Consider the following 17,609-nt stretch of genomic DNA (forward strand, 5'->3'; position numbering starts at 1 on the left):
ACAGTGAAGCCCAATACTCACCCGAAGTACCAACCGGTGGTCTTCCGCGATCGCGGCGCGGACTTCGCGATCCTGACCCGGTCCACCGAGACCAGCGACAAGACGATCGAGTGGACCGACGGGAACACGTACCCGGTGATCGACGTCGAGATCTCCTCCGCGAGCCACCCGTTCTGGACCGGCCGCCAGCGGGTCCTGGACAGCGCGGGTCAGATCGAGAAGTTCCGCCGGAGGTACGGGGACCGCAAGAACCAGTCCTAGGCGTCGGCGGTGTCGGCGCCGCCGGCCGGCAGGCTGGCCACGCCGTCGTGCAGGGCGGCCCGGAACGCGCGGTAGGTGTCGGCACCCAGCGTGGCGGCCAGGTCGCGCTCGATCTCGCCGACCAGGTCGTCGGTGACCTCCATGAACCGCAGGCCGCGCTCGGTCGGCACGATCAGCTTCGCCCGGCGGTCGGCCGGGTCGGGCTCCCGGCGCACGTAGCCCAGCCGTTCGAGCTCGTCCACGATCGCGCCCATCGTCTGCTTGTTGCGCCCGGCCAACCGGGCCAGTTCACCCGGCCGGGTGCCGTTCGCGTCCAGGTAGGCGAGCACGGCGCCGTGCCGGGGGCGGGCGTCGGCGAAGCCCTGGGCGGCCGCGCGGGCGAAGATCTGCCGCTGGACCCGGGCCGACAGTTGGACGGCCAGGATCCCGAGGTCGGGCTCCCGCTCTTTGCGTGTGCTTCGGTTCATACTTTGGTCCAATCATTGGACGGTCACAGGTTTGGACTATACCGTATTCGCCATGACCATTCTGATCACTGGAGCGAACGGCGCCGTGTCCCGGGAGGTAATCCGGGAGCTGGCCGGCAAGACCCCCGTGCGGGCCCTGGTCCGCGACAAGTCCCGGGCCACCGACCTGGACGGCGTCGAGTACGTGGTCGGCGACCTCGACCACCCCGACACGCTGGGCCCGGCGTTCGCGGGAATCCGCACGGTGTGGCTGCTCAACGCGATGGGCCCGATGGCGCCGAGCCAGAGCATGAACGCCGTGTGGGCGGCCAAGCAGGCCGGCGTGAAGCACATCGTCCGGATGTCCGCGATCGGAGCCGCGTTCGACGCGCCCACCCGCAACGGGCGGCTGCACGCGCTCTCCGACGTCGAGTTGCAGAACTCGGGCATACCCTGGACCATCCTGCGCCCCAGCCACTTCATGCAGAACCTGTTCGGCTCGGTCGGAGACGGCGAGCTCAACGGCCTCATCGGCGAGAGCAAGGTCGGCTTCATCGACATCCGCGACATCGCGGCGGTGGCGGCCGAGATCCTGCAGCGGCCGGAGCCGCACACGGGCAAGATCTACACGCTGACCGGCCCGGAGAGCCTCTCGCTCTACGAGGTGGCGGAGGAGTTCGGGCGGACGCTCGACCGGCCGGTGCGCTACGTGTCGGACAGCCCGGAGGAGACCTTGGCGCGCCTTCTGGCGTACGGCATCGACCGCTGGATGTCCGAGGTGCTGGCCGAGTACCGCGTCGCGTACGGCGCCGGTTGGGGCGACTTCGCCAACGACCACGTCGCCAGCGTCGTCGGGCGGCAGCCGCGCAGCCTGGCGGCGTTCGCCCGCGACCACCGCGAGCAGCTCGCCCGGGACTGACCTACGGCTTGCGGGCCAGCCCGGCCCAGTAGTAGGCGGCGCGCGGGTCCTCGGGGGGTGGGCCCTCGGGCCGCCAGGACAGCACGGGCACCACGCCGGGCTCGACCAGGTCCCAGCCGGAGAAGAACCGGCTGACCTGGTCGCGCTCGCGGGGCACCAGGGTGATCCCGCCCCGGGTGGCCGCGCCGACCACGGCGGCCATCGCCTCCGGGTCGAAATCCTGACCCGGGTGGCTGATCGCGACGTAGCTGCCGGACGGCAGGGCGTCGAGCAGGGTCCGCACGACGCCGTACGGGTCGTCCGAGTCCTCGAGCAGCATCAGGATCGCGATCAACAGCAGCCCGACCGGCTGGTCGAGGTCGAGGGTGTCGCGCAGCTCCGGGTGGGCGAGGATCTTCTCGGGCTCGCGCACGTCGGCGTCGATGTAGGCGGTGCGCCCGTGCTCGCCGCTGACCTGCAGCGCGCGGGCGTGGGCCAGCACGATCGGGTCGTTGTCGAGATAGACGACGCGGGTCTCGGCGCCGCCCTCCTCGGCGATCTCGTGCACGTTGGGCCGGGTCGGGATGCCCGTGCCGATGTCGAGGAACTGGTGGACACCCGCCTGCGCGGACAGGTAGCGCACGACCCGGTGCATGAACGCCCGGTTGGCCCGGGCCATCGTGCGGATGCTCGGAATGGCCTCGACGAACGCGGCGCCCATCGCCCGGTCAGCCGCGAAGTTGTCCTTGCCGCCGATCCACCAGTCGTACATGCGCGCGGAGTGCGGCATCGTGACGTCGATCCCCGGTGGCGCCCACTCCGACTCCGCCGATTCCTGAGACATCGACGCCCCTCCCCCTCTTCGGACAACAGTGACCAATGTAGTCACTCCTACCCCGAAGCACAGCCCGCCCACCCGTCTCCGTCGTGAGAGTGAGGCGGTCGGGCGCGGGCGCGGCGGATACTGCCTGCGTGGCTTCGCCCAGCCGAGCGGCCCGCCAGGTGGTCGACCGGGTCCGTGCGCTTCCCGTGCTCGTGGTGGACACCGGCATCGCGGTGTTGTGCTTCGTCGCGTCCGTGCTCTCGGCCGACCTCATGGGTGGCCGCGGCAGTCTCGTCCTGCTGGTCTGCGCGCTGGCCAGCCTTCCCCTCGTCTGGCGCCGGCGGCATCCGCTGGTGGTCACCACGTTCTGCGGCATCGGCACGGTGTGGCTGAGCATGCTCGGCGCCGTCGACGAGCAGCCGGTCGGGCAACTGGTCGCGACCTACACGTTCGCCGCGCTGTGCGGGCCCGTCGGGCGGATGGTCGGGGTGCTGGGCACCGCGGCCGGCGTCGCGGTCTCGATCCTGGTGCCGGGCGGGTCGGTGCGCGCCGTCTCGTTCGTAGGGCTGCTCTTCGCGGTCGCGTACGCCCTCGGCACCAGCGCCCGCGCCCGGCGCGACCGGATCGCGCTCCTGGAGGAGCGTGCCCGCCGGCACGCCGAGGAGCAGACCGCCGTCGCGGCCCGGGAGCGCGAGGCGATCGCCCGCGACATGCACGACATCCTGGCGCACTCGTTCAGCCTCATCGCCGTGCAGGCCGAGGCCGGGCCGGTGCTGGTGCGGCCCGATCCGGCGCGGGCGGAGCGGGCGTTCGACGTCATCGGCGACACCGCCCGCGAGGCCCTGGCCCAACTGCGGCAGACCCTCGGCACGGTACGCGGGCCCGGCGACGACCTGGCGCCCCAGCCACAGCTGGCCGACCTGTCCACATTGGTGGAACGGGCCGGCGCGACCGGGCTGCGGGTCACGGTCGCCCAGCACGGCCGGGCCCGCGCGCTGCCGCCCCTGCTCGGCACGGCGGCGTACCGCGTCGTGCAGGAGTCACTGACCAATGTGGTCAGACACGCCAACGCGACCCACGTCGAGGTCGGCCTGGACTGGTCCCCCGACGGCCTCCGCATCGACGTGTCCGACGACGGCTCGCCGGGGCCGGCGACGCCCGGCAACGGGCTCATCGGCATGCGGGAACGGATGACGGCCATCGGCGGCACCCTGCACGCCGGCCCGCGCACCGACGGCGCCGGCTTCCGGGTGACCGCGCTGGTGCCGCTGGCCGAGGCGGCGCCCGATGGCTGACCCGCTGCGGGTGCTGGTCGTCGACGACGAGGCGCTGATCCGCGACGGCATCACCGTCATCCTGGAGGCCCAGCCCGACCTCACGGTCGTCGGCGAGGCGGGCGACGGTGCGGAGGCGGTCCGGGCGGCGCACGCCCTGCGGCCCGACGTCGTGCTGATGGACATCCGAATGCCGAAGCTCGACGGCATCGCCGCGACCGGCCAGATCTGCGCCGGAACCGACGCGCGCGTGCTGGTGCTGACCACGTTCGATCTCGACGAGTACGTCTACGCCGCGCTGCACGCCGGTGCCAGTGGCTTCCTGCTCAAGAACACCCGCCGGGCCGACCTCGTCGCGGGCGTCCGCACGGTGGCGGCCGGCGATGCGTTGCTGGCCCCGACCGTGACCCGGCGGCTGATCGCCCAGATGGTGGAGCGGGGACGCGAGCCGCCCGGCCCGCCGGCCCGGCTCGACCAGCTCACCGGCCGGGAGACCGACACGCTGCACCTGCTGGCCCGCGGCCTGTCCAACGCGGAGATCGCCGCTCAGCTCTTCGTCACGGAGCACACGGTCAAGACGCACGTCAGCAACCTGCTGGCGAAGCTCGGCCTGCGCGACCGGGTCCAGGCGGTCGTCCTGGCGTACGAGTCGGGCCTGGTCGTGCCCGGCCGTCAGAGCCGCTCGCCGCGCACGTAGACGGCCTGGATCTCGTCCAGCGCGGCCGGGTCGACCAGCGGGTCCCCCGCCACGGCGAGCAGGTCGGCGTCGTAACCGGAGGCGATCCGGCCCTTGCGGTCGCCCAGGCCCAGCACGACCGCCGCGCGTGCCGTGTTGGCGCGCAGCGCCTCCGCCGGCGTCATGCCGACCGCGGTGGACAGCATGCCAATCGCCGACCGGAGCACGTCCGGCGGCTTGACCGGCCCGATGCCCGCGTCGGTGCCGGCGATCAGGTCGACGCCACCGGCGTACAGCTTGCGGAAGTTGGTCGCGATCGTCGGCATGCGCGCGGCCATGGCGGGCAACGGCTGCGCGCCCGGCGCCAGGATCAGCCCGAGCGTGAGCCCGAGCGTGACCGGGGCGGCGGCAAGCCCGGCCACGAGGTCGTCGGGCATCTCGTCGACACCGTCGGCGGTCATCAGCGTGACGTGCTCGAGACCGTCGACGCCGGCGGCCAGCGCGTCGCGGACGGCCCGCAGGCCGTGCACGTGCGCGGTGATCGGCAGGCCGCACGCGTGTGCCTCGTCCACCGCGACCCGCAGCTCGTCGGCCGTGAACTGGGAGAGCTCGGGCCGGCTGCCCGGCGTCAGGTTGCCGCCGCTCGCCATGATCTTGATGACGTCGGCTCCGCGCTCCGCGTGGGCACGCACGGCGGCCCGGATCCCGTCTGCACCGGACGCCGCCGCGCCCAGGTAGTGGCAGTGCCCGCCGGGCGTGGTGATCGGAGGCCCGGACGCCACGACCGTCGGCAGCGTGCGGTCGCCCGCCGCGGCGTCGCGCACCCGCAACGCCAGGTAGTTCCGGTCGCCCAGGTCACGCACGGTGGTCACGCCGCCGGCGGCGGTGCGTCGGGCGGCCACCAGCATGGCGGCGTACGCGGCCTCGTCGTCGCGGGCGGCCAGGGCGCCGACCGGATCGGGAGACGCGTCGAACGCCAGGTGGACGTGCCCGTCGACCAGCCCGGGCAACAGCGTGGCGGCACCGAGGTCGACCACCTCCGCCTCGGCCGGACCGGCCGTGCCCACCGAGACGATCCGGCCGGAGTCGGAGTCGACCGTGACCACCGGATCCGGGGTGAGGGCGTCGCCGGTCCCGTCGAACAGCCGGGCAGCCCGGATGGCGGTCAGCCGCCGGCGCGGCGTCGCGGTGGTGGTCATGCTGGCAGTCTCGCGCCGACCGCCGTCCGGCGCCGTCAACTGGGCTACACCCGTTGGAGGAACCGGAGACCTCGTTTGAGGAACGCACGAGGGTTGGTGTCCAGGTGCCCGGCCCAGGCGGGGTTCCGCTCCCCGCGCAGCCAGGCGTAGCGGGCCAGGGCGTACCCGAACATCGGTTCGGTCAGGTAGCCCAGGCGGGACGTACGCGAGTAGCCGCCACCCACGCTGTAGTCGAAGGCCGCGTTGGCGCCGAAGATGCCGAGGCCGAAGAACACGGTGAGCAGGTCGGTCAGCGGCTCGTGGTCTTCGCGGTCCGCCGAGACCCGACCGTCGCCGATCAGCAGGACGTGCCCGAGCTCGTGGCTGATAGTCGCCACCAGAGCCATCGGGGCCGCCGCCTGGTCGTCCCGGATCCCGATCACCGACCTGCCGGCACGCAGCCGATGGTGCCCGGCGGCGCCCGACGACGCCCAGTTCAGCGGCACGTGGTCTGACAGCTCGGAGACCTCGTCGTTCGCGAAGTGCTCGAGCTCGACCCGGTCCCGGGACACTCCCATGTGGACACAGAGCCGGCGGAGCACCGACTCGACGTCGGCGCGGCTGCCGCGATAGACGCCCGGGAAGAACTCGTCGTTCGGCAGCACGACCGTGCCGCGCAACCGTTCGTCGCCGAACTCGGCCAGCAGCCAGTCGAGCGACGTGTCGACCCACTCCGCTTCGACCGGCCGCACCGGACAGGCGGCCCGACCCCACCACACCATGCCAAGATTGTGCGGCCACGCCGCAAGTAGGGTGGTGATCATGTTGCTCACCAAGTACAAGCACGCCTGCGTCCGGTTCGATGACGGCGACCGGGCGCTGCTGGTCGATCCGGGCATCTGGACCGAGCCGGCGGCCTACGAGGGCATCACCGACATCCTGGTCACCCACGAGCACGCCGACCATTTCGCTGTCCAGCAGATCGCGTCCCTGATCGAGACGCGCGAGCTGCGGATCCACGGCGACGCGTCGCTGCGGGCGGCGGCCGGCGACGAGCGGGTGGCGGCGGCGATCCAGCCGGTCGCGGTCGGTGACCGGCTGACCGTCGCGGGCTTCGAGGTCGTGGCCCTCGGCGGGCTGCACGCCGAGGTCTACGCCGGCCTGCCCGGCCGCGCCAACATCGGCTTCCTCGTCGACGGCGTCTACCACCCGGGCGACTCGTACTTCGTGCCGACCGAGCGGGTGGAAACCCTGCTCGTGCCGACCAGCGGGCCGTGGGCCAAGCTCGCCGAGTCGCTCGACTTCACCCGCGCGGTCGCGCCGACCCGGGCCTTCCCGATCCACGACGAGCTCCTATCGGACATCGGCAACGCCAACTTCGACGGTTGGCTGGTGGAGCAGGGCCAGACCGACTACAAGCGGATCGCGGCCGGCGACTCCGTGACCATCTGAGCCGGCGCGGGCCGGAGCAGCAGCGCCGCGGTCACGAAGGCGACCGCGACCAGCCCGGCACCGACGCCGAAGGCGAGCCGGTAGCCACCGGTCAGCGCCTCGGCCACGCCCTGGCCGGCGGTCCGCAGCGTTTCCGTGCGGGCCGCCGCCAGGGTGGCCAGCACGGCCACACCGAGGGCCATCCCGATCTGCTGCGTCGTGTTGAACAGCCCCGAGACCAGGCCCGCGTCGTCGGCGCGCGCACCCGACATCGCCAGCGTCGCCAGGGCGGGGAGCACCAGGCCGAACCCGCTGGCGAGCAGCATCACCGGCAGCACGTCGACGACGTAGCCGGCATGCACCGGCACCCGGGCGAGCAGCCCGAGCACGCCACCGAGCAGCACCAGGCCGACCAGCAGCATCCGCCGTTCGCCGAACCGGGCGTTGAGCCGGGCCGAGAGACCCAGTGAGACGGCGCCGATCGCCACGGCCGCGGGCAGCATGGCCAGGCCGGTGCGCAGGGCGTCGTACCCGAGCACGTTCTGCAGGTAGAGGGTCACCAGCACCTGGAAGGCGAAGCAGGCGGCGAGGGTGAGCACCTGCACCAGGTTGGCCGCGGCCACGCCGGGCGCGCGCAGCACCCGCACGGGCAGCAGCGGATCGCGGGCCGTGGCCTGGCGCACCACGAAGCCGGCCAGCAGGGCGATCGCGAGGGCGAACAGGCCAGCGGTGCGCACCGACCTCTCCAGCTCGACCACCGCGTAGATCGCCGTCACGAGGCCGGCGGTGACCAGCAGCGCGCCGGTGAGGTCGGCGCCGGAGCGCAGCCCGATCCCGCGCTCCGCCGGCAGCACGCGGTGGCCGAGGAGCAGGGCGGCCAGGCCGATCGGCAGGTTGATGAAGAAGATCCAGTGCCAGCTCAGCACGTCGGTGATGACGCCACCGACCACCTGGCCGATCGCCGCGCCGGCCGCGCCGGTGAAGCTGAACAGGGCGATCGCGCGGGACCGCTCGGCCGGCGCGGTGAACAGGGTGACCAGGATGCCGAGGCTGACCGCCATGGCCATCGCGCTGCCGACACCCTGCAGGAAGCGGGCGACGATCAGCGGTGCCGGGCTGGTCGCGGCGCCGGCCAGCAGGGATGCGGCGGTGAACACCGCGGTGCCGGCCAGGAACATCCGCTTGCGACCGAGCAGGTCGCCGAGGCGGCCGGCGAGCAGCAGCAGGCTGCCGAAGGCGATCAGGTAGGCGTTGACCACCCAGCTCAGCCCCGCGGGCGAGAAGCCGAGGTCGGCCTGGATGGCCGGCAGCGCGACGGTGACGATGCTGCCGTCGAGGATGGTCATCAACGAGCCCGTGGCGAGCACGCCGAGGGCGGTCCAACGCGTACGGTCCATATGTGGGACCGTAGCGGATAGTTCCGTTGCAGACAATCTTTAAAGGACTAGCGCTCCCGGGCTCGCCGGACGGGGCGCGGGCTCTCCACGGGGGTGGCCAGGTGGTCGCCGACCAGGCGCTCGAGGGCACGCAGGAACGCCTTGCGCTCGGTCGCCGGCAGCGCGCCGAGCGCCTCGTCGTGCACCCGGTCGACGATCTGCTGGCTGCGCCGGGCCACCCGGGCGCCCTCCGGCGTCACCGCGATGATCCGGGCCCGCCGGTCGGTGCTGGACGGCCGGCGCTCGGCGAGCCCGGCCTCTTCCAACGCGTCCACCGTGACCACCATCGTGGTCTTGTCCATGTCACCGAGCTCGGCGAGCTGGATCTGGGTGCGCTCCTCCTCCAGTGCGTGCACCAGCACGCAGTGCATCCGCGCGGTGAGGCCGATCTCGGCCAGCGCCGCGGCCATCCGCGAGCGCAGCACGTGGCTGGCGTGGTCGAGCAGGAACGACAGGTCCGGACTGTCGCGCCTGGGTGCCATGGAGGTCATGCGGCCAGCATACCCATTTCGGTCCGTAACGGATTATCCGCCGAAGACGTTATCCGTTGAGCTCGTTGAGGACCTCGGTCAGGGTCTCCCGGCTGTTGCGCTCCAGGTCCTCACCGTCCCACTTCTCGCGCAGCGTGATCTGGCGCCCGTCGTGCAGGGTGAGCGTCGCCCGGATCGGCGTGCGCTTCTCGATCGTCGTCGACGCGATCTCCTCGTACGGGAGAAAACGGTGCCGCTCGGCCAGCGCCTCGGCGGGCGCGGAGCCGACGAGCGCGCGCAGCCGCTCCCGGCCCTTGTCGACGTCACCCGGGTTCGACACGAAGACGAAGCCGTTGTTCAGCAGCAGCAGATCGTGCGCCACGTCGTCGATCTTGACGTTCGCCATGGCGGCGATCACCTGCGCGCCGCGGGCCGTCGCCCGCTCGTCCACCATCGCCGCGGCGGCCGGGTCGATGCCAAGGTCCGCCAGCCGCTTGCGGGCCTCGCCGAGGGTGTCCGGCGACACCGCGAGCTCCGCGATCTCGCGCAGCCCGAGCGGCTGGCCGTCGTTGCCGGTGAACACCGCGGGCTCCGACCACGAGTGCTGCCAGCGCCCGGCGCCCGAGCGCACTGCGGCGACCCGGAGCAGCAACGTCATCGGCCCGGCGAACTGGACCGCCGCCTCGCGCTTGGTCGCGTTCTCGAAGAACGGCGCCGCGAAGTCGCCCAACTTGCCCTCGGGCACCAGGCCGAGCACGGTCTCCAGGCCGGCCTGGGCGGTGCCGGTCGACCGGGCCGCGGCCCGGAACAGGGCGTCGGCCTGGCGCTGGTCGGCGGAGGCGATCGCGGCGGCGGTGAAGTCCGGCCAGGGCAGCACCTGCCGGTCGGCGATGTCGACCAGCTGCTCCTGCATCCGCATGCCGGTGGCACGCAGGTCCGGCAGCAGCGCGCCGGCCTTGCGCGTGTCGGCGGCCCGGTCGACCTCGGGCGCGTCCGCCATCGCCGCCACCCGCGCGCCGAGCGGCGGGTGGGTGTCCCACGCCGAGCTGCGGTCCTCGGGCTCGCGCTCGCGCAGTGCCGCCAGCTCGTCGGTCCGGGCGTCGAGGAGCGCGCCGAACCCGCCGAACAGGTCGTCCGGCGCGAAGCGGGCGGTCCAGCCCAGCTCGACGTACCGCTGGAAGAAGAAGCCCCAGGCGGCGGACAGGCCGGGCAGCTCGCGCAGCGCGGACATGGCGGCGGTGCGACCGGCTACCCGCACGGCGGCGCGGTCGGCCTCCAGCTCCTGCCGGCGCGAGACCACGTTGTCGAGCAGCCGGTAGAGCCGGGCATAACCCCGGAAGACCCAACCCAGCGGGTTGTACGTGGAGAGCCGGCCGATCGTGCCGGCGATGGTGAGCCGGCCCCGGTAGGCGACGCCGGCGAGCTGCGTGTGCATGCCGGAGTAGTGGCCCAGCTCGTGCGCGATCACCGCGCGGAGCTGGTCGACGGTCATCGCCTGGAGCAGCGGCAGTCCGATGTAGAGATACCGCCGGCCGCCCAGCAGGCCGAGCAGCCGGGGGTGCTCGCTGACCGCCGCGTTGACCTCGGGCACGAGCCGGATCTCGTCGGGCATCCGGGTGCGCACGGCGGCGGCGAGCTCACGGACGGTCGCCCACAGCTCCGGGGCCTCCGCCTCGGTGAGCGGCACGCCCTCGTCCAGCTCGGGCTTGTCGCGGATCGCCCGCCACATCGCGACCGCGAGCGCGCCGATCGACGCGATCAGGACCGGCACCACCAGCTTGACCGCGGCCAGGCCGGAAACCCAGTCGTGCACCAGGAATCCGATCACGACCAGGGCCGCGAGCTGGACCAACGCCACGACGTAGAAGCCGGCCAGCATGACGACCGAGACGAGTGCGCGCACCGCGCCGATCATTGTTTCCTCCCCGTTCTCCCAGGCCGCCGCGCGACCTGGCGCAGGGCAACCTACGGCGTCGATCTCCGTACGGCAAGGCCCTTCCGATCGAAGATCACCTCCGTTTACGATCGGCGGCCATGTGGCCGTTCAACCGAACACCTGCCCCCCGGCTCGACCCGGCCGTGGGCGACCCGACCACGCGGGCCCTGCACGACGCTCTGACCGGGCACGACTGGTCGGCCGCCGAGGCGGTCCTGCGCGGCGTCCCGGACGCCGACGACCGGGCCCACCACCTGAGCCGGATCGACGAGCTGCCGGACCTGTGGCCCGCCCTGGGATCGTGGGTGGCCGACGCGGCCGGCGACCCGTTGCCGCTGACCGTGCGCGGCGCGTACGCGATCGGGTGGGCCTGGCAGGCCCGCACCGCGGCGCGGGCCAAGTACGTGACCAAGGAGCAGTTCCAGGAGTTCTTCCGCCGGCTGCGGCTCGCCGAGAACGACCTGGACCAGGCGATCGCCCTCGACCCCGGCAACGTCACCGCGCGCGCCTTCCTGGTGCTGTCGGCCCGGGGCCGCCAGGTCGAGCCGGACGAGGCCGCCGAGCGGTTCGCCGCGGTGGTCGACCGCCACCCGCACCACTCCTTCGCACACCAGCACCGGCTGCAGTACCTGTGCCGCAAGTGGTTCGGCAGCGACGACGAGATGTTCGGCTTCGCCCGCGCCTCCTTCGCCGCCGCACCGGACGGCAGCCTGCTCGGCGCGCTCGTCCCGGACGCGCACGTCGAACGCTCCATGGACGACCGCGGCGACTACTGGACCGCCGAGGTGCGCGCGGAACTGCACGCCGCGGCCGAGCGGTCGGTCTTCCACCCCGACTACCAGCCTCGGGCGGGGTCCGTCTGGGCGATGAACCTGTTCGCGTACGCGTTCTCGATGACCGGTGACCGCCAGGCGGCGGCCGCCTGCTTCGCGGCCCTCGGCGACCGGGTCACCGAGTACCCGTGGACCTACGACACCGTCCTGGCGAGCCCGGCGAAGGCGTACGCCCGGCATCGAGCGAAAGCCCTCGCCGCCTAATCGACTCACATCCATAAAGGGGATGTCCCCAAGTCAGTGACGCACGTAAATTTCTCTCCGACGGCAAAGCGGCCGTCCGGAGAGGAGGGGCCGTGCAAAGACGACTTCTTGGCTCGCGAGGGTCCACCGTGCTGCTGACCGCGGCGGTGCTGGTCCTCGCGTCGGGTGCGGCTGGCGGCGCCGCACGTCAGGCGCCGCAGCAGCAACGTGGACCGTCGGACGGCGGCGTGGTGGTGCAGGGCGACCACGCCGATTCCCGCGACAAGGACAACCGGCGCGGCGCGGTCGCGCCGACCAGTGCGCAACGCGACCGCGCAGCCCGCACGCACGCGCGGGCGACCTTCAACGACCTCGGCACGACCGCGGTCCTCTCCCCCACCGACCGGGCGCTGGCCACGGGGCTGTCCGCCGACCCGGTGGCGGCGGTCCGCGAATACGTGGCCGCCAACCGCGACCTGCTCGGCCTGTCCGAGTCGGGCGCGGCCGCCCTGGAGCCGCTGACCGTGCGGCCGATGGGTGAGGGTGCGGTCGTCGTGCTGCGGCAACGGTTCGGCGACCTGCCGGCCGGCCACGACGGCATCCTGAGCGTCGGCGTCCGGGCGGGCTCGGTCTGGCACGTCAGTTCCTCGCTGGCCCGCGACGGCGGCGCGCCCGAGCCGGCGACGCTGTCCGCGGCCGACGCGGAACGGATCGCGATCGCCGACGCGGCGGCGCCCGGTGCCCGGGTCATGCGCACCGACCTGGTGGCCGTGCCCACCGCCGACCGGGGCGCCCGCTCGGCGTACCAGGTGGTGCTGGTGGCCAGCGGCGCCGAGCCGGTCGGCTACTCCACCTATGTGGACGCTCGTGACGGCGGTGTGCTGGTCCGCGAGGACCTGGTCGACCACCACGACGACGCCGACGACAACCCGCGGTGGCAGGTCTTCCCGCACGCGCCGCGGGTCGACTACAGCTCCACCGACACCCGCGTCGACTGGTGCTGGACCAGCGCCCGCGGCTGCGACGAAGTGGTCGGCACGCCGGCCTCGCCGCTGCCCTGGGACGTCGACCCGGCCACCGGCCTGTCCACCAACACCACCCGCGGCAACAACGCGATCGCGGTGCACAACTGGAACAGCGCCGACCCCTTCACCGTCGGCACGGAGACCGCGACGCCGAGCGCGACCCGCGACTACAGCTACCCCTGGACCAACCAGTGGTACGAGCGCGGCTGCGACCCGTCCGTGTTCACCTCGCCGGAGCGCAACGACATCGACGCCGCCCGGGCCAACCTGTTCGGCATGCACAACCGGATGCACGACTGGACCTACCACCTGGGCTTCACCGAACAGGCCTGGAACATGCAGGGCGACAACTTCGGCAAGGGCGGTCTGGGCAACGACTTCGAGCAGGGCAACGCGCAGGCCGGCGGCATCGCGGGCGGGTTCCCCGGCTTCGCGGCCCGCGACAACGCCAACCAGATCACACCCCCGGAAGGCACCGCGCCGATCACCAACATGTACCTGTGGCAGTCGATCCCCGGCACGTTCTACGCACCGTGCGTCGACGGCGACTACGACATGTCCGTGATCGCGCACGAATACGGCCACGCCGTGACCGGCCGCATGATCGCCGGCCCGAACATGGGCCTGAGCAGCCCGCAGGGCATGAGCGAGAGCTGGTCCGACCAACTGGCGATGGAGTACGCCTACGAGTACGGCTACGCGCCCTCGGGCATCCGTGGCTACACGATCGGCCAGTACGTCACCTCGGACCCGATCGCCGGCATCCGCAACTACAACATGAGCCAGAGCCCGCTCAACTACAGCTCGGTCGACTACGACTTCGTCGGCCTGCAGGTGCACGCCTCGGGCGAGGTGTGGACGGCGACCAACTTCGACATCCGGGCCGCGATGATGAAGCGGTACGGGTCCGGCAACGCCGCGATCCAGAAGGCATGCGCCAACGGCACCCGGGCCGTCACGTCCTGCCCTGGCAACCGGCGCTGGATCCAGCTCGTCTTCGACTCGTACCTGTTGATGGCCGTCAGCGGGGTCAGCATGGTCGACTCCCGCGACGCGCTGCTGGCCGCCGACAACATCCGCTTCGGCGGCGCCAACCAGGATCTGCTCTGGAACGCGTTCGCCAAGCGCGGCCTGGGCTCCGGCGCGACCAGTGCCGGCCCGGCCGACGTCAACCCGGTGCCGAGCTTCGAGTCGCCGCACGCGACCGAGGCGCGGGTGCAATTCAAGCCGATCGCCCTCGGCAACGGCACCGGCGCGCTGGAGAACGCCAAGCTCTACGTGGGCCGCTACCAGGCCCGCGCGGTCCCGGTGGCCGACACCGACGCCGCGACGCCGCTGGGCAACGAGGTCCGCCTCGTGCCGGGCAGCTACGAGTTCGTGGTGCAGGCGCCCGGCCGGGGCCTGGCCCGGGTCGGCCCGATCACCGTCAAGGCCGGCCAGACCGTGCCGCTGCCGGTGGTCATGCTGCCCAACGTCGCCTCGGCCAGCGCCGGCGCGGTTGCCACCGGCGACGGCGTCAACCAGGCCAGGCTGATCGACGAGGACGAGTCGACCAACTGGGCGTCCCTGAACAGCCCGGTCGCCGGCAAGCAGGTCACGGTCGACCTGGCCGGCGGGCCGCAACTGGTCAGCCGGGTCAACGTCAGCGCCATGCTCCGGCCGGCGATCGCCGGCGATCCGGACGCGGGAGGCCAGAACAGGTTCAGCGCGTTGCGCCAGTTCAAGGTCTCGGCCTGCACGGCCCGCGGCACGGTGACCTGTGCCGACGCGGCCGACTTCCGGTCGGTCTACACGAGTCCGAAGGACGCGTTCCCGTCGGTCGCACCGCGGCCGAGGGCGCCGGAGCTGATCTTCGAGAGCTTCCGGATCCCGCTCACCCTGGCCACCCACCTGCGCTTCGAGGTGGTCACCAACCAGTGCACCGGCGCGCCCGACTACGCCGGCGAACAGGACCAGGACCCGCAGTTCACCACGGACTGCGCGGCCGGCAGCATCCAGGACGACTTCGTCCGGGCCGCCGAGTTCCAGGCCTTCCTGGCCTGAGGTCAGCGGCACAGGGCCCCTGTCGACTTTCCCGTCGGCAGGGGTCCCCTGCTGTGCCGGCGACGAGCTGCCTGGTTGAGAATGTCCGCATGGAGACGATCGTCGGTAGGTATCTGGGCGCGGTTGAGCACGGGCGGTTGGATCCGTCCGCTATCGGGTTCTACGCGATGCTCGACGCGGTGCGGGCGGTCGATCCCGGCATCGCCGCCGCGACCGTGCAGGAGTTGCTCGACCAGCGGTCGCATCTCAAGCTCATCGCGTCCGAGAACTTCAGCTCGCTGGCCGTGCAGGCGGCACAGGGCTCGTTGCTCACCGACAAGTACGCCGAGGGTTACCCCGGCCACCGCTTCTACGCCGGTTGCGACAACGTCGACACCATCGAGGCGACCGCGGCCAAGCTGGCCACCGACCTGTTCGGCGCCGCGCACGCGTACGTGCAGCCGCACTCCGGCGCCGACGCCAACCTCGTGGCCTTCCTGGCCATCCTGGCCACCCGGGTCGAGGCCGACGCGCTCACCCGGTTCGGCACCGCCGACGCGCCGGCCCGGCTGCCGCAGATCACCGCCGAGCAGTTCGCGGAGCTGCGCGCCGAGCTCAACAACCAGCGGCTGCTCGCGATGGACTACTACTCGGGCGGGCACCTGACGCACGGCTACCGGTTCAACATCTCCAGCCGGATGTTCGAGGCGCACTCGTACTCCGTCGACCCCCAGACCAAGCTGCTCGACCTGGCCGAGGTGCGGCGGCAGGCGCGCGAGGTGCGCCCGCTGATCCTGCTCGCCGGCTACTCCGCGTACTCCCGGAAAATCAACTTCGCGGAGCTGCGCTCGATCGCCGACGAGGTCGGGGCGACGCTGATGGTCGACATGGCGCACTTCGCCGGTCTGGTCGCCGGCAAGGTGTTCACCGGCGACTTCGACCCGGTCGCACACGCGCACGTGGTCACCACGACCACCCACAAGACCCTGCGCGGCCCGCGCGGCGGCATGGTGCTCTCGACGGGCGAATACGCGGAGGCCATGGACAAGGGCTGCCCGGCGATCCTCGGCGGCCCGCTGTCGCACGCGATGGCCGCCAAGGCCGTCGCGCTGCGCGAGGCGTCCCAGCCCGCGTTCGCCGACTACGCCCAGCGGATCGTCGCCAACTCCCAGGCGCTCGCCGACGGCCTGCTGCGCCGCGGCGTCCCGGTGCTCACCGGCGGCACCGACAACCACCTGCTGCTGGTCGACGTCGAGGAGGGCTTCGGCCTCACCGGCCGGCAGGCCGAGCAGGCGCTGCGCGACTGCGGCATGACGCTCAACCGCAACAGCCTGCCCGGCGACCCGAACGGCGCCTGGTACACCAGCGGGCTGCGGCTGGGCACGCCGGCGCTGACCACGCTCGGCATGGGCACCGCCGAGATGGACGAGATCGCCGACATCGTCGCCCGCGTGCTGGGTGCCACCACGCCGGCGGGCAGCAAGGCCAAGTTCACCACCACGCCTGACGCGGTCGACGAGGCCGGCAAGCGGGTGCACGCGCTGCTCGCCCAGCACGTGCTCTACCCGGAGCTCGACCTCGACCACGTGCACCCGGCCGACTTCGGCATCAACGCCTTCGAGCATCGCGGCGCAGCCGCCTAGCAGGCAGAGCGGTGCGTCCTATGCGTTGGGCAGATCCACCACCATCGCCGAGTACGACAGCCCCGCGCCGAAGCCCACCAGCAGGGCCGAGCCGCGCGGGGCGTCGGCGGTGGCGAGCAGCGCGTCCAGCGCCAGCGGGATCGAGGCGGCCGAGGTGTTGCCGGCCGTCTCGATGTCGCGGGCGACCACACAGGACGACGTCAGGTCCAGGCCGGCGACCATCCGGTCGGTGATCCGGGCGTTGGCCTGGTGCGGCACGAACGCGGCCACCTCCGCCGGCACCAGCCCGGCCATCGTGACCGCCGCGCGGGCGGTCGCCGTGACCTCCTGCACCGCCCAGCGGAAGACCTCGGGCCCGGCCATCGACATGGTCGGCCAGAAGTCGGGCTTCTCGAGCATGCTGGTGTACGGCTCCGGGTGCCCGATCAGCCCGGCCCGGGCGCCGTCGGAGCCCCAGACCACCGGGCCGACGCCGGGCTCGGGCGCGGGGCCGACGACCACCGCTCCGGCCCCGTCCGCGAACAGGAACGCCAGCGAACGGTCGGTGGGATCGATGATGTCGGTCATCTTCTCCGAGCCGATCACCAGGACGTGCCGGGCGCTGCCGGCCCAGATCAGTCCGTCGGCGATCGCGATGCCGTGGCAAAAACCGGCGCACGCCGCGCCCAGGTCGAGGGCCGCGGCGGTGGTGGCGCCGAGCTCGTGGGCGACCTGGGGCGCGGCCGGCGGCGACTGCTGGACCCGCGACATCGTCGCGAGCAGCACCATGTCGATGTCGGTCGGTTCGAGGCCGGCGCGCAGCACCGCCTGGCGCCCCGCCGCGGCCGCCATGCTGATCACGGTCTCGGTCTCGTCGGCGAACCGGCGGCTGACGATGCCGGACCGCCGCCGGATCCACTCGTCGGTCGAGTCGATCCGTTCGCAGATCTCGGCGTTGGTCACCACCCGCGCGGGCCGGTAGGCGCCGACACTGACCACTCGGCTCCCACTGGCCTCTGCCGACACCCGCATCAACCACCTCACCGGTCCGCGTCTACAGCCAATTACAGCCAGGCCCCGCCCCGGTCGGGCCGG

Annotated in this window: 15 protein-coding genes and 1 pseudogene; 8 read left to right on the forward strand and 8 right to left on the reverse strand. The window is 72.5% G+C overall.

Annotated features, from left to right (window positions below; all coding sequences use genetic code 11):
- Positions 1–3 precede the first annotated feature (3 nt).
- A complete protein-coding gene (locus CHC05_RS08590; protein WP_089246561.1) occupies positions 4–261 on the forward strand; it encodes a type B 50S ribosomal protein L31 in 258 nt (85 codons plus the stop codon).
- Here the strand turns inward: CHC05_RS08590 and CHC05_RS43000 are convergent.
- Complete coding sequence (locus tag CHC05_RS43000) at positions 258–728, reverse strand: MarR family winged helix-turn-helix transcriptional regulator (RefSeq protein ID WP_089246563.1); 471 nt, start codon at positions 726–728, stop codon at positions 258–260. The two genes, CHC05_RS08590 and CHC05_RS43000, sit on opposite strands and share 4 nt — an antisense overlap.
- A gap of 52 nt (positions 729–780) precedes the next feature.
- Between CHC05_RS43000 and CHC05_RS08600 the strand changes: the two genes are divergently transcribed.
- A complete protein-coding gene (locus CHC05_RS08600) occupies positions 781–1,626 on the forward strand; it encodes an SDR family oxidoreductase (RefSeq protein WP_089246565.1) in 846 nt (281 codons plus the stop codon).
- Position 1,627: 1 nt separating this feature from the next.
- Here CHC05_RS08600 and CHC05_RS08605 read toward each other — a convergent pair whose 3' ends face one another.
- Entirely contained in the window at positions 1,628–2,449 is an 822-nt protein-coding gene (locus tag CHC05_RS08605; RefSeq protein ID WP_089246567.1) for an SAM-dependent methyltransferase, read from the reverse strand.
- 128 nt (positions 2,450–2,577) lie between these two features.
- Here CHC05_RS08605 and CHC05_RS08610 point away from each other — a divergent pair, with 128 nt between their 5' ends.
- Entirely contained in the window at positions 2,578–3,723 is a 1,146-nt protein-coding gene (locus tag CHC05_RS08610; protein WP_144022524.1) for a sensor histidine kinase, read from the forward strand.
- Positions 3,716–4,399 carry a response regulator gene (locus CHC05_RS08615; protein WP_089246571.1) on the forward strand — a complete coding sequence of 228 codons (684 nt, stop codon included), beginning with the start codon at positions 3,716–3,718 and terminating at the stop codon, positions 4,397–4,399. Before CHC05_RS08610 ends, CHC05_RS08615 begins: the two co-directional genes overlap by 8 nt.
- On the opposite strand, the gene CHC05_RS08620 is transcribed toward CHC05_RS08615, so the two are convergent.
- Positions 4,375–5,577, reverse strand: a complete 1,203-nt coding sequence (locus CHC05_RS08620; RefSeq protein WP_245870719.1) for an amidohydrolase family protein — start codon at positions 5,575–5,577, stop codon at positions 4,375–4,377. The genes CHC05_RS08615 and CHC05_RS08620 overlap by 25 nt on opposite strands.
- Positions 5,578–5,621: 44 nt before the next feature.
- A complete protein-coding gene (locus tag CHC05_RS08625) occupies positions 5,622–6,338 on the reverse strand; it encodes a hypothetical protein (protein ID WP_144022525.1) in 717 nt (238 codons plus the stop codon).
- 40 nt (positions 6,339–6,378) lie between these two features.
- Between CHC05_RS08625 and CHC05_RS08630 the strand changes: the two genes are divergently transcribed.
- A complete protein-coding gene (locus tag CHC05_RS08630) occupies positions 6,379–7,008 on the forward strand; it encodes an MBL fold metallo-hydrolase (protein WP_089247461.1) in 630 nt (209 codons plus the stop codon).
- Here CHC05_RS08630 and CHC05_RS08635 read toward each other — a convergent pair.
- The 3 genes from CHC05_RS08635 to CHC05_RS08645 are packed head-to-tail and all read right to left on the reverse strand — an operon-like array spanning position 6,969 to position 10,808.
- The gene (locus CHC05_RS08635; protein WP_089246575.1) at positions 6,969–8,384 is read right to left on the reverse strand and encodes an MFS transporter; all 1,416 of its coding nucleotides are present in this window, start codon (positions 8,382–8,384) and stop codon (positions 6,969–6,971) included. The two genes, CHC05_RS08630 and CHC05_RS08635, sit on opposite strands and share 40 nt — an antisense overlap.
- A 47-nt stretch (positions 8,385–8,431) precedes the next feature.
- Positions 8,432–8,914, reverse strand: coding sequence for a MarR family winged helix-turn-helix transcriptional regulator (locus CHC05_RS08640; protein WP_089246577.1), 483 nt, complete (start codon positions 8,912–8,914; stop codon positions 8,432–8,434).
- Positions 8,915–8,963: 49 nt separating this feature from the next.
- A complete protein-coding gene (locus tag CHC05_RS08645) occupies positions 8,964–10,808 on the reverse strand; it encodes a M48 family metallopeptidase (protein WP_089246579.1) in 1,845 nt (614 codons plus the stop codon).
- A gap of 119 nt (positions 10,809–10,927) precedes the next feature.
- Here CHC05_RS08645 and CHC05_RS08650 point away from each other — a divergent pair, with 119 nt between their 5' ends.
- The 3 genes and pseudogenes from CHC05_RS08650 to CHC05_RS08660 all read left to right on the forward strand — a co-directional run.
- Positions 10,928–11,866, forward strand: a complete 939-nt coding sequence (locus CHC05_RS08650; protein WP_089246581.1) for a hypothetical protein — start codon at positions 10,928–10,930, stop codon at positions 11,864–11,866.
- A gap of 92 nt (positions 11,867–11,958) precedes the next feature.
- Positions 11,959–14,913, forward strand: a complete 2,955-nt coding sequence (locus tag CHC05_RS08655; RefSeq protein ID WP_089246583.1) for a M36 family metallopeptidase — start codon at positions 11,959–11,961, stop codon at positions 14,911–14,913.
- Between the two features lie 89 nt (positions 14,914–15,002).
- Positions 15,003–16,472, forward strand: a pseudogene (locus CHC05_RS08660) (glycine hydroxymethyltransferase); the annotation flags it as partial.
- Between the two features lie 81 nt (positions 16,473–16,553).
- On the opposite strand, the gene CHC05_RS08665 reads toward CHC05_RS08660, so the two are convergent.
- Positions 16,554–17,546: a beta-ketoacyl-ACP synthase 3 gene (locus CHC05_RS08665; RefSeq protein ID WP_089246587.1), complete on the reverse strand. Its 993-nt coding sequence runs from the start codon at positions 17,544–17,546 to the stop codon at positions 16,554–16,556.
- Between the last annotated feature and the right edge of the window lie 63 nt (positions 17,547–17,609).

The sequence above is a fragment of the Asanoa hainanensis genome (assembly GCF_900188485.1).
GTDB classification, from domain to species: domain Bacteria; phylum Actinomycetota; class Actinomycetes; order Mycobacteriales; family Micromonosporaceae; genus Asanoa; species Asanoa hainanensis.

Bases quoted from the DNA above. Each gene is read 5' to 3' on its own strand.
- CHC05_RS43000 (WP_089246563.1), bottom strand. From the start codon at position 728: ATGAACCGAAGCACACGCAAAGAGCGGGAGCCCGACCTCGGGATCCTG.
- CHC05_RS08600 (WP_089246565.1), top strand. From the start codon at position 781: ATGACCATTCTGATCACTGGAGCGAACGGCGCCGTGTCCCGGGAGGTA.
- CHC05_RS08605 (WP_089246567.1), bottom strand. From the start codon at position 2,449: ATGTCTCAGGAATCGGCGGAGTCGGAGTGGGCGCCACCGGGGATCGAC.
- CHC05_RS08615 (WP_089246571.1), top strand. From the start codon at position 3,716: ATGGCTGACCCGCTGCGGGTGCTGGTCGTCGACGACGAGGCGCTGATC.
- CHC05_RS08620 (WP_245870719.1), bottom strand. From the start codon at position 5,577: ATGACCACCACCGCGACGCCGCGCCGGCGGCTGACCGCCATCCGGGCT.
- CHC05_RS08625 (WP_144022525.1), bottom strand. From the start codon at position 6,338: ATGGTGTGGTGGGGTCGGGCCGCCTGTCCGGTGCGGCCGGTCGAAGCG.
- CHC05_RS08630 (WP_089247461.1), top strand. From the start codon at position 6,379: ATGTTGCTCACCAAGTACAAGCACGCCTGCGTCCGGTTCGATGACGGC.
- CHC05_RS08635 (WP_089246575.1), bottom strand. From the start codon at position 8,384: ATGGACCGTACGCGTTGGACCGCCCTCGGCGTGCTCGCCACGGGCTCG.
- CHC05_RS08640 (WP_089246577.1), bottom strand. From the start codon at position 8,914: ATGACCTCCATGGCACCCAGGCGCGACAGTCCGGACCTGTCGTTCCTG.
- CHC05_RS08645 (WP_089246579.1), bottom strand. From the start codon at position 10,808: ATGATCGGCGCGGTGCGCGCACTCGTCTCGGTCGTCATGCTGGCCGGC.
- CHC05_RS08650 (WP_089246581.1), top strand. From the start codon at position 10,928: ATGTGGCCGTTCAACCGAACACCTGCCCCCCGGCTCGACCCGGCCGTG.
- CHC05_RS08665 (WP_089246587.1), bottom strand. From the start codon at position 17,546: ATGCGGGTGTCGGCAGAGGCCAGTGGGAGCCGAGTGGTCAGTGTCGGC.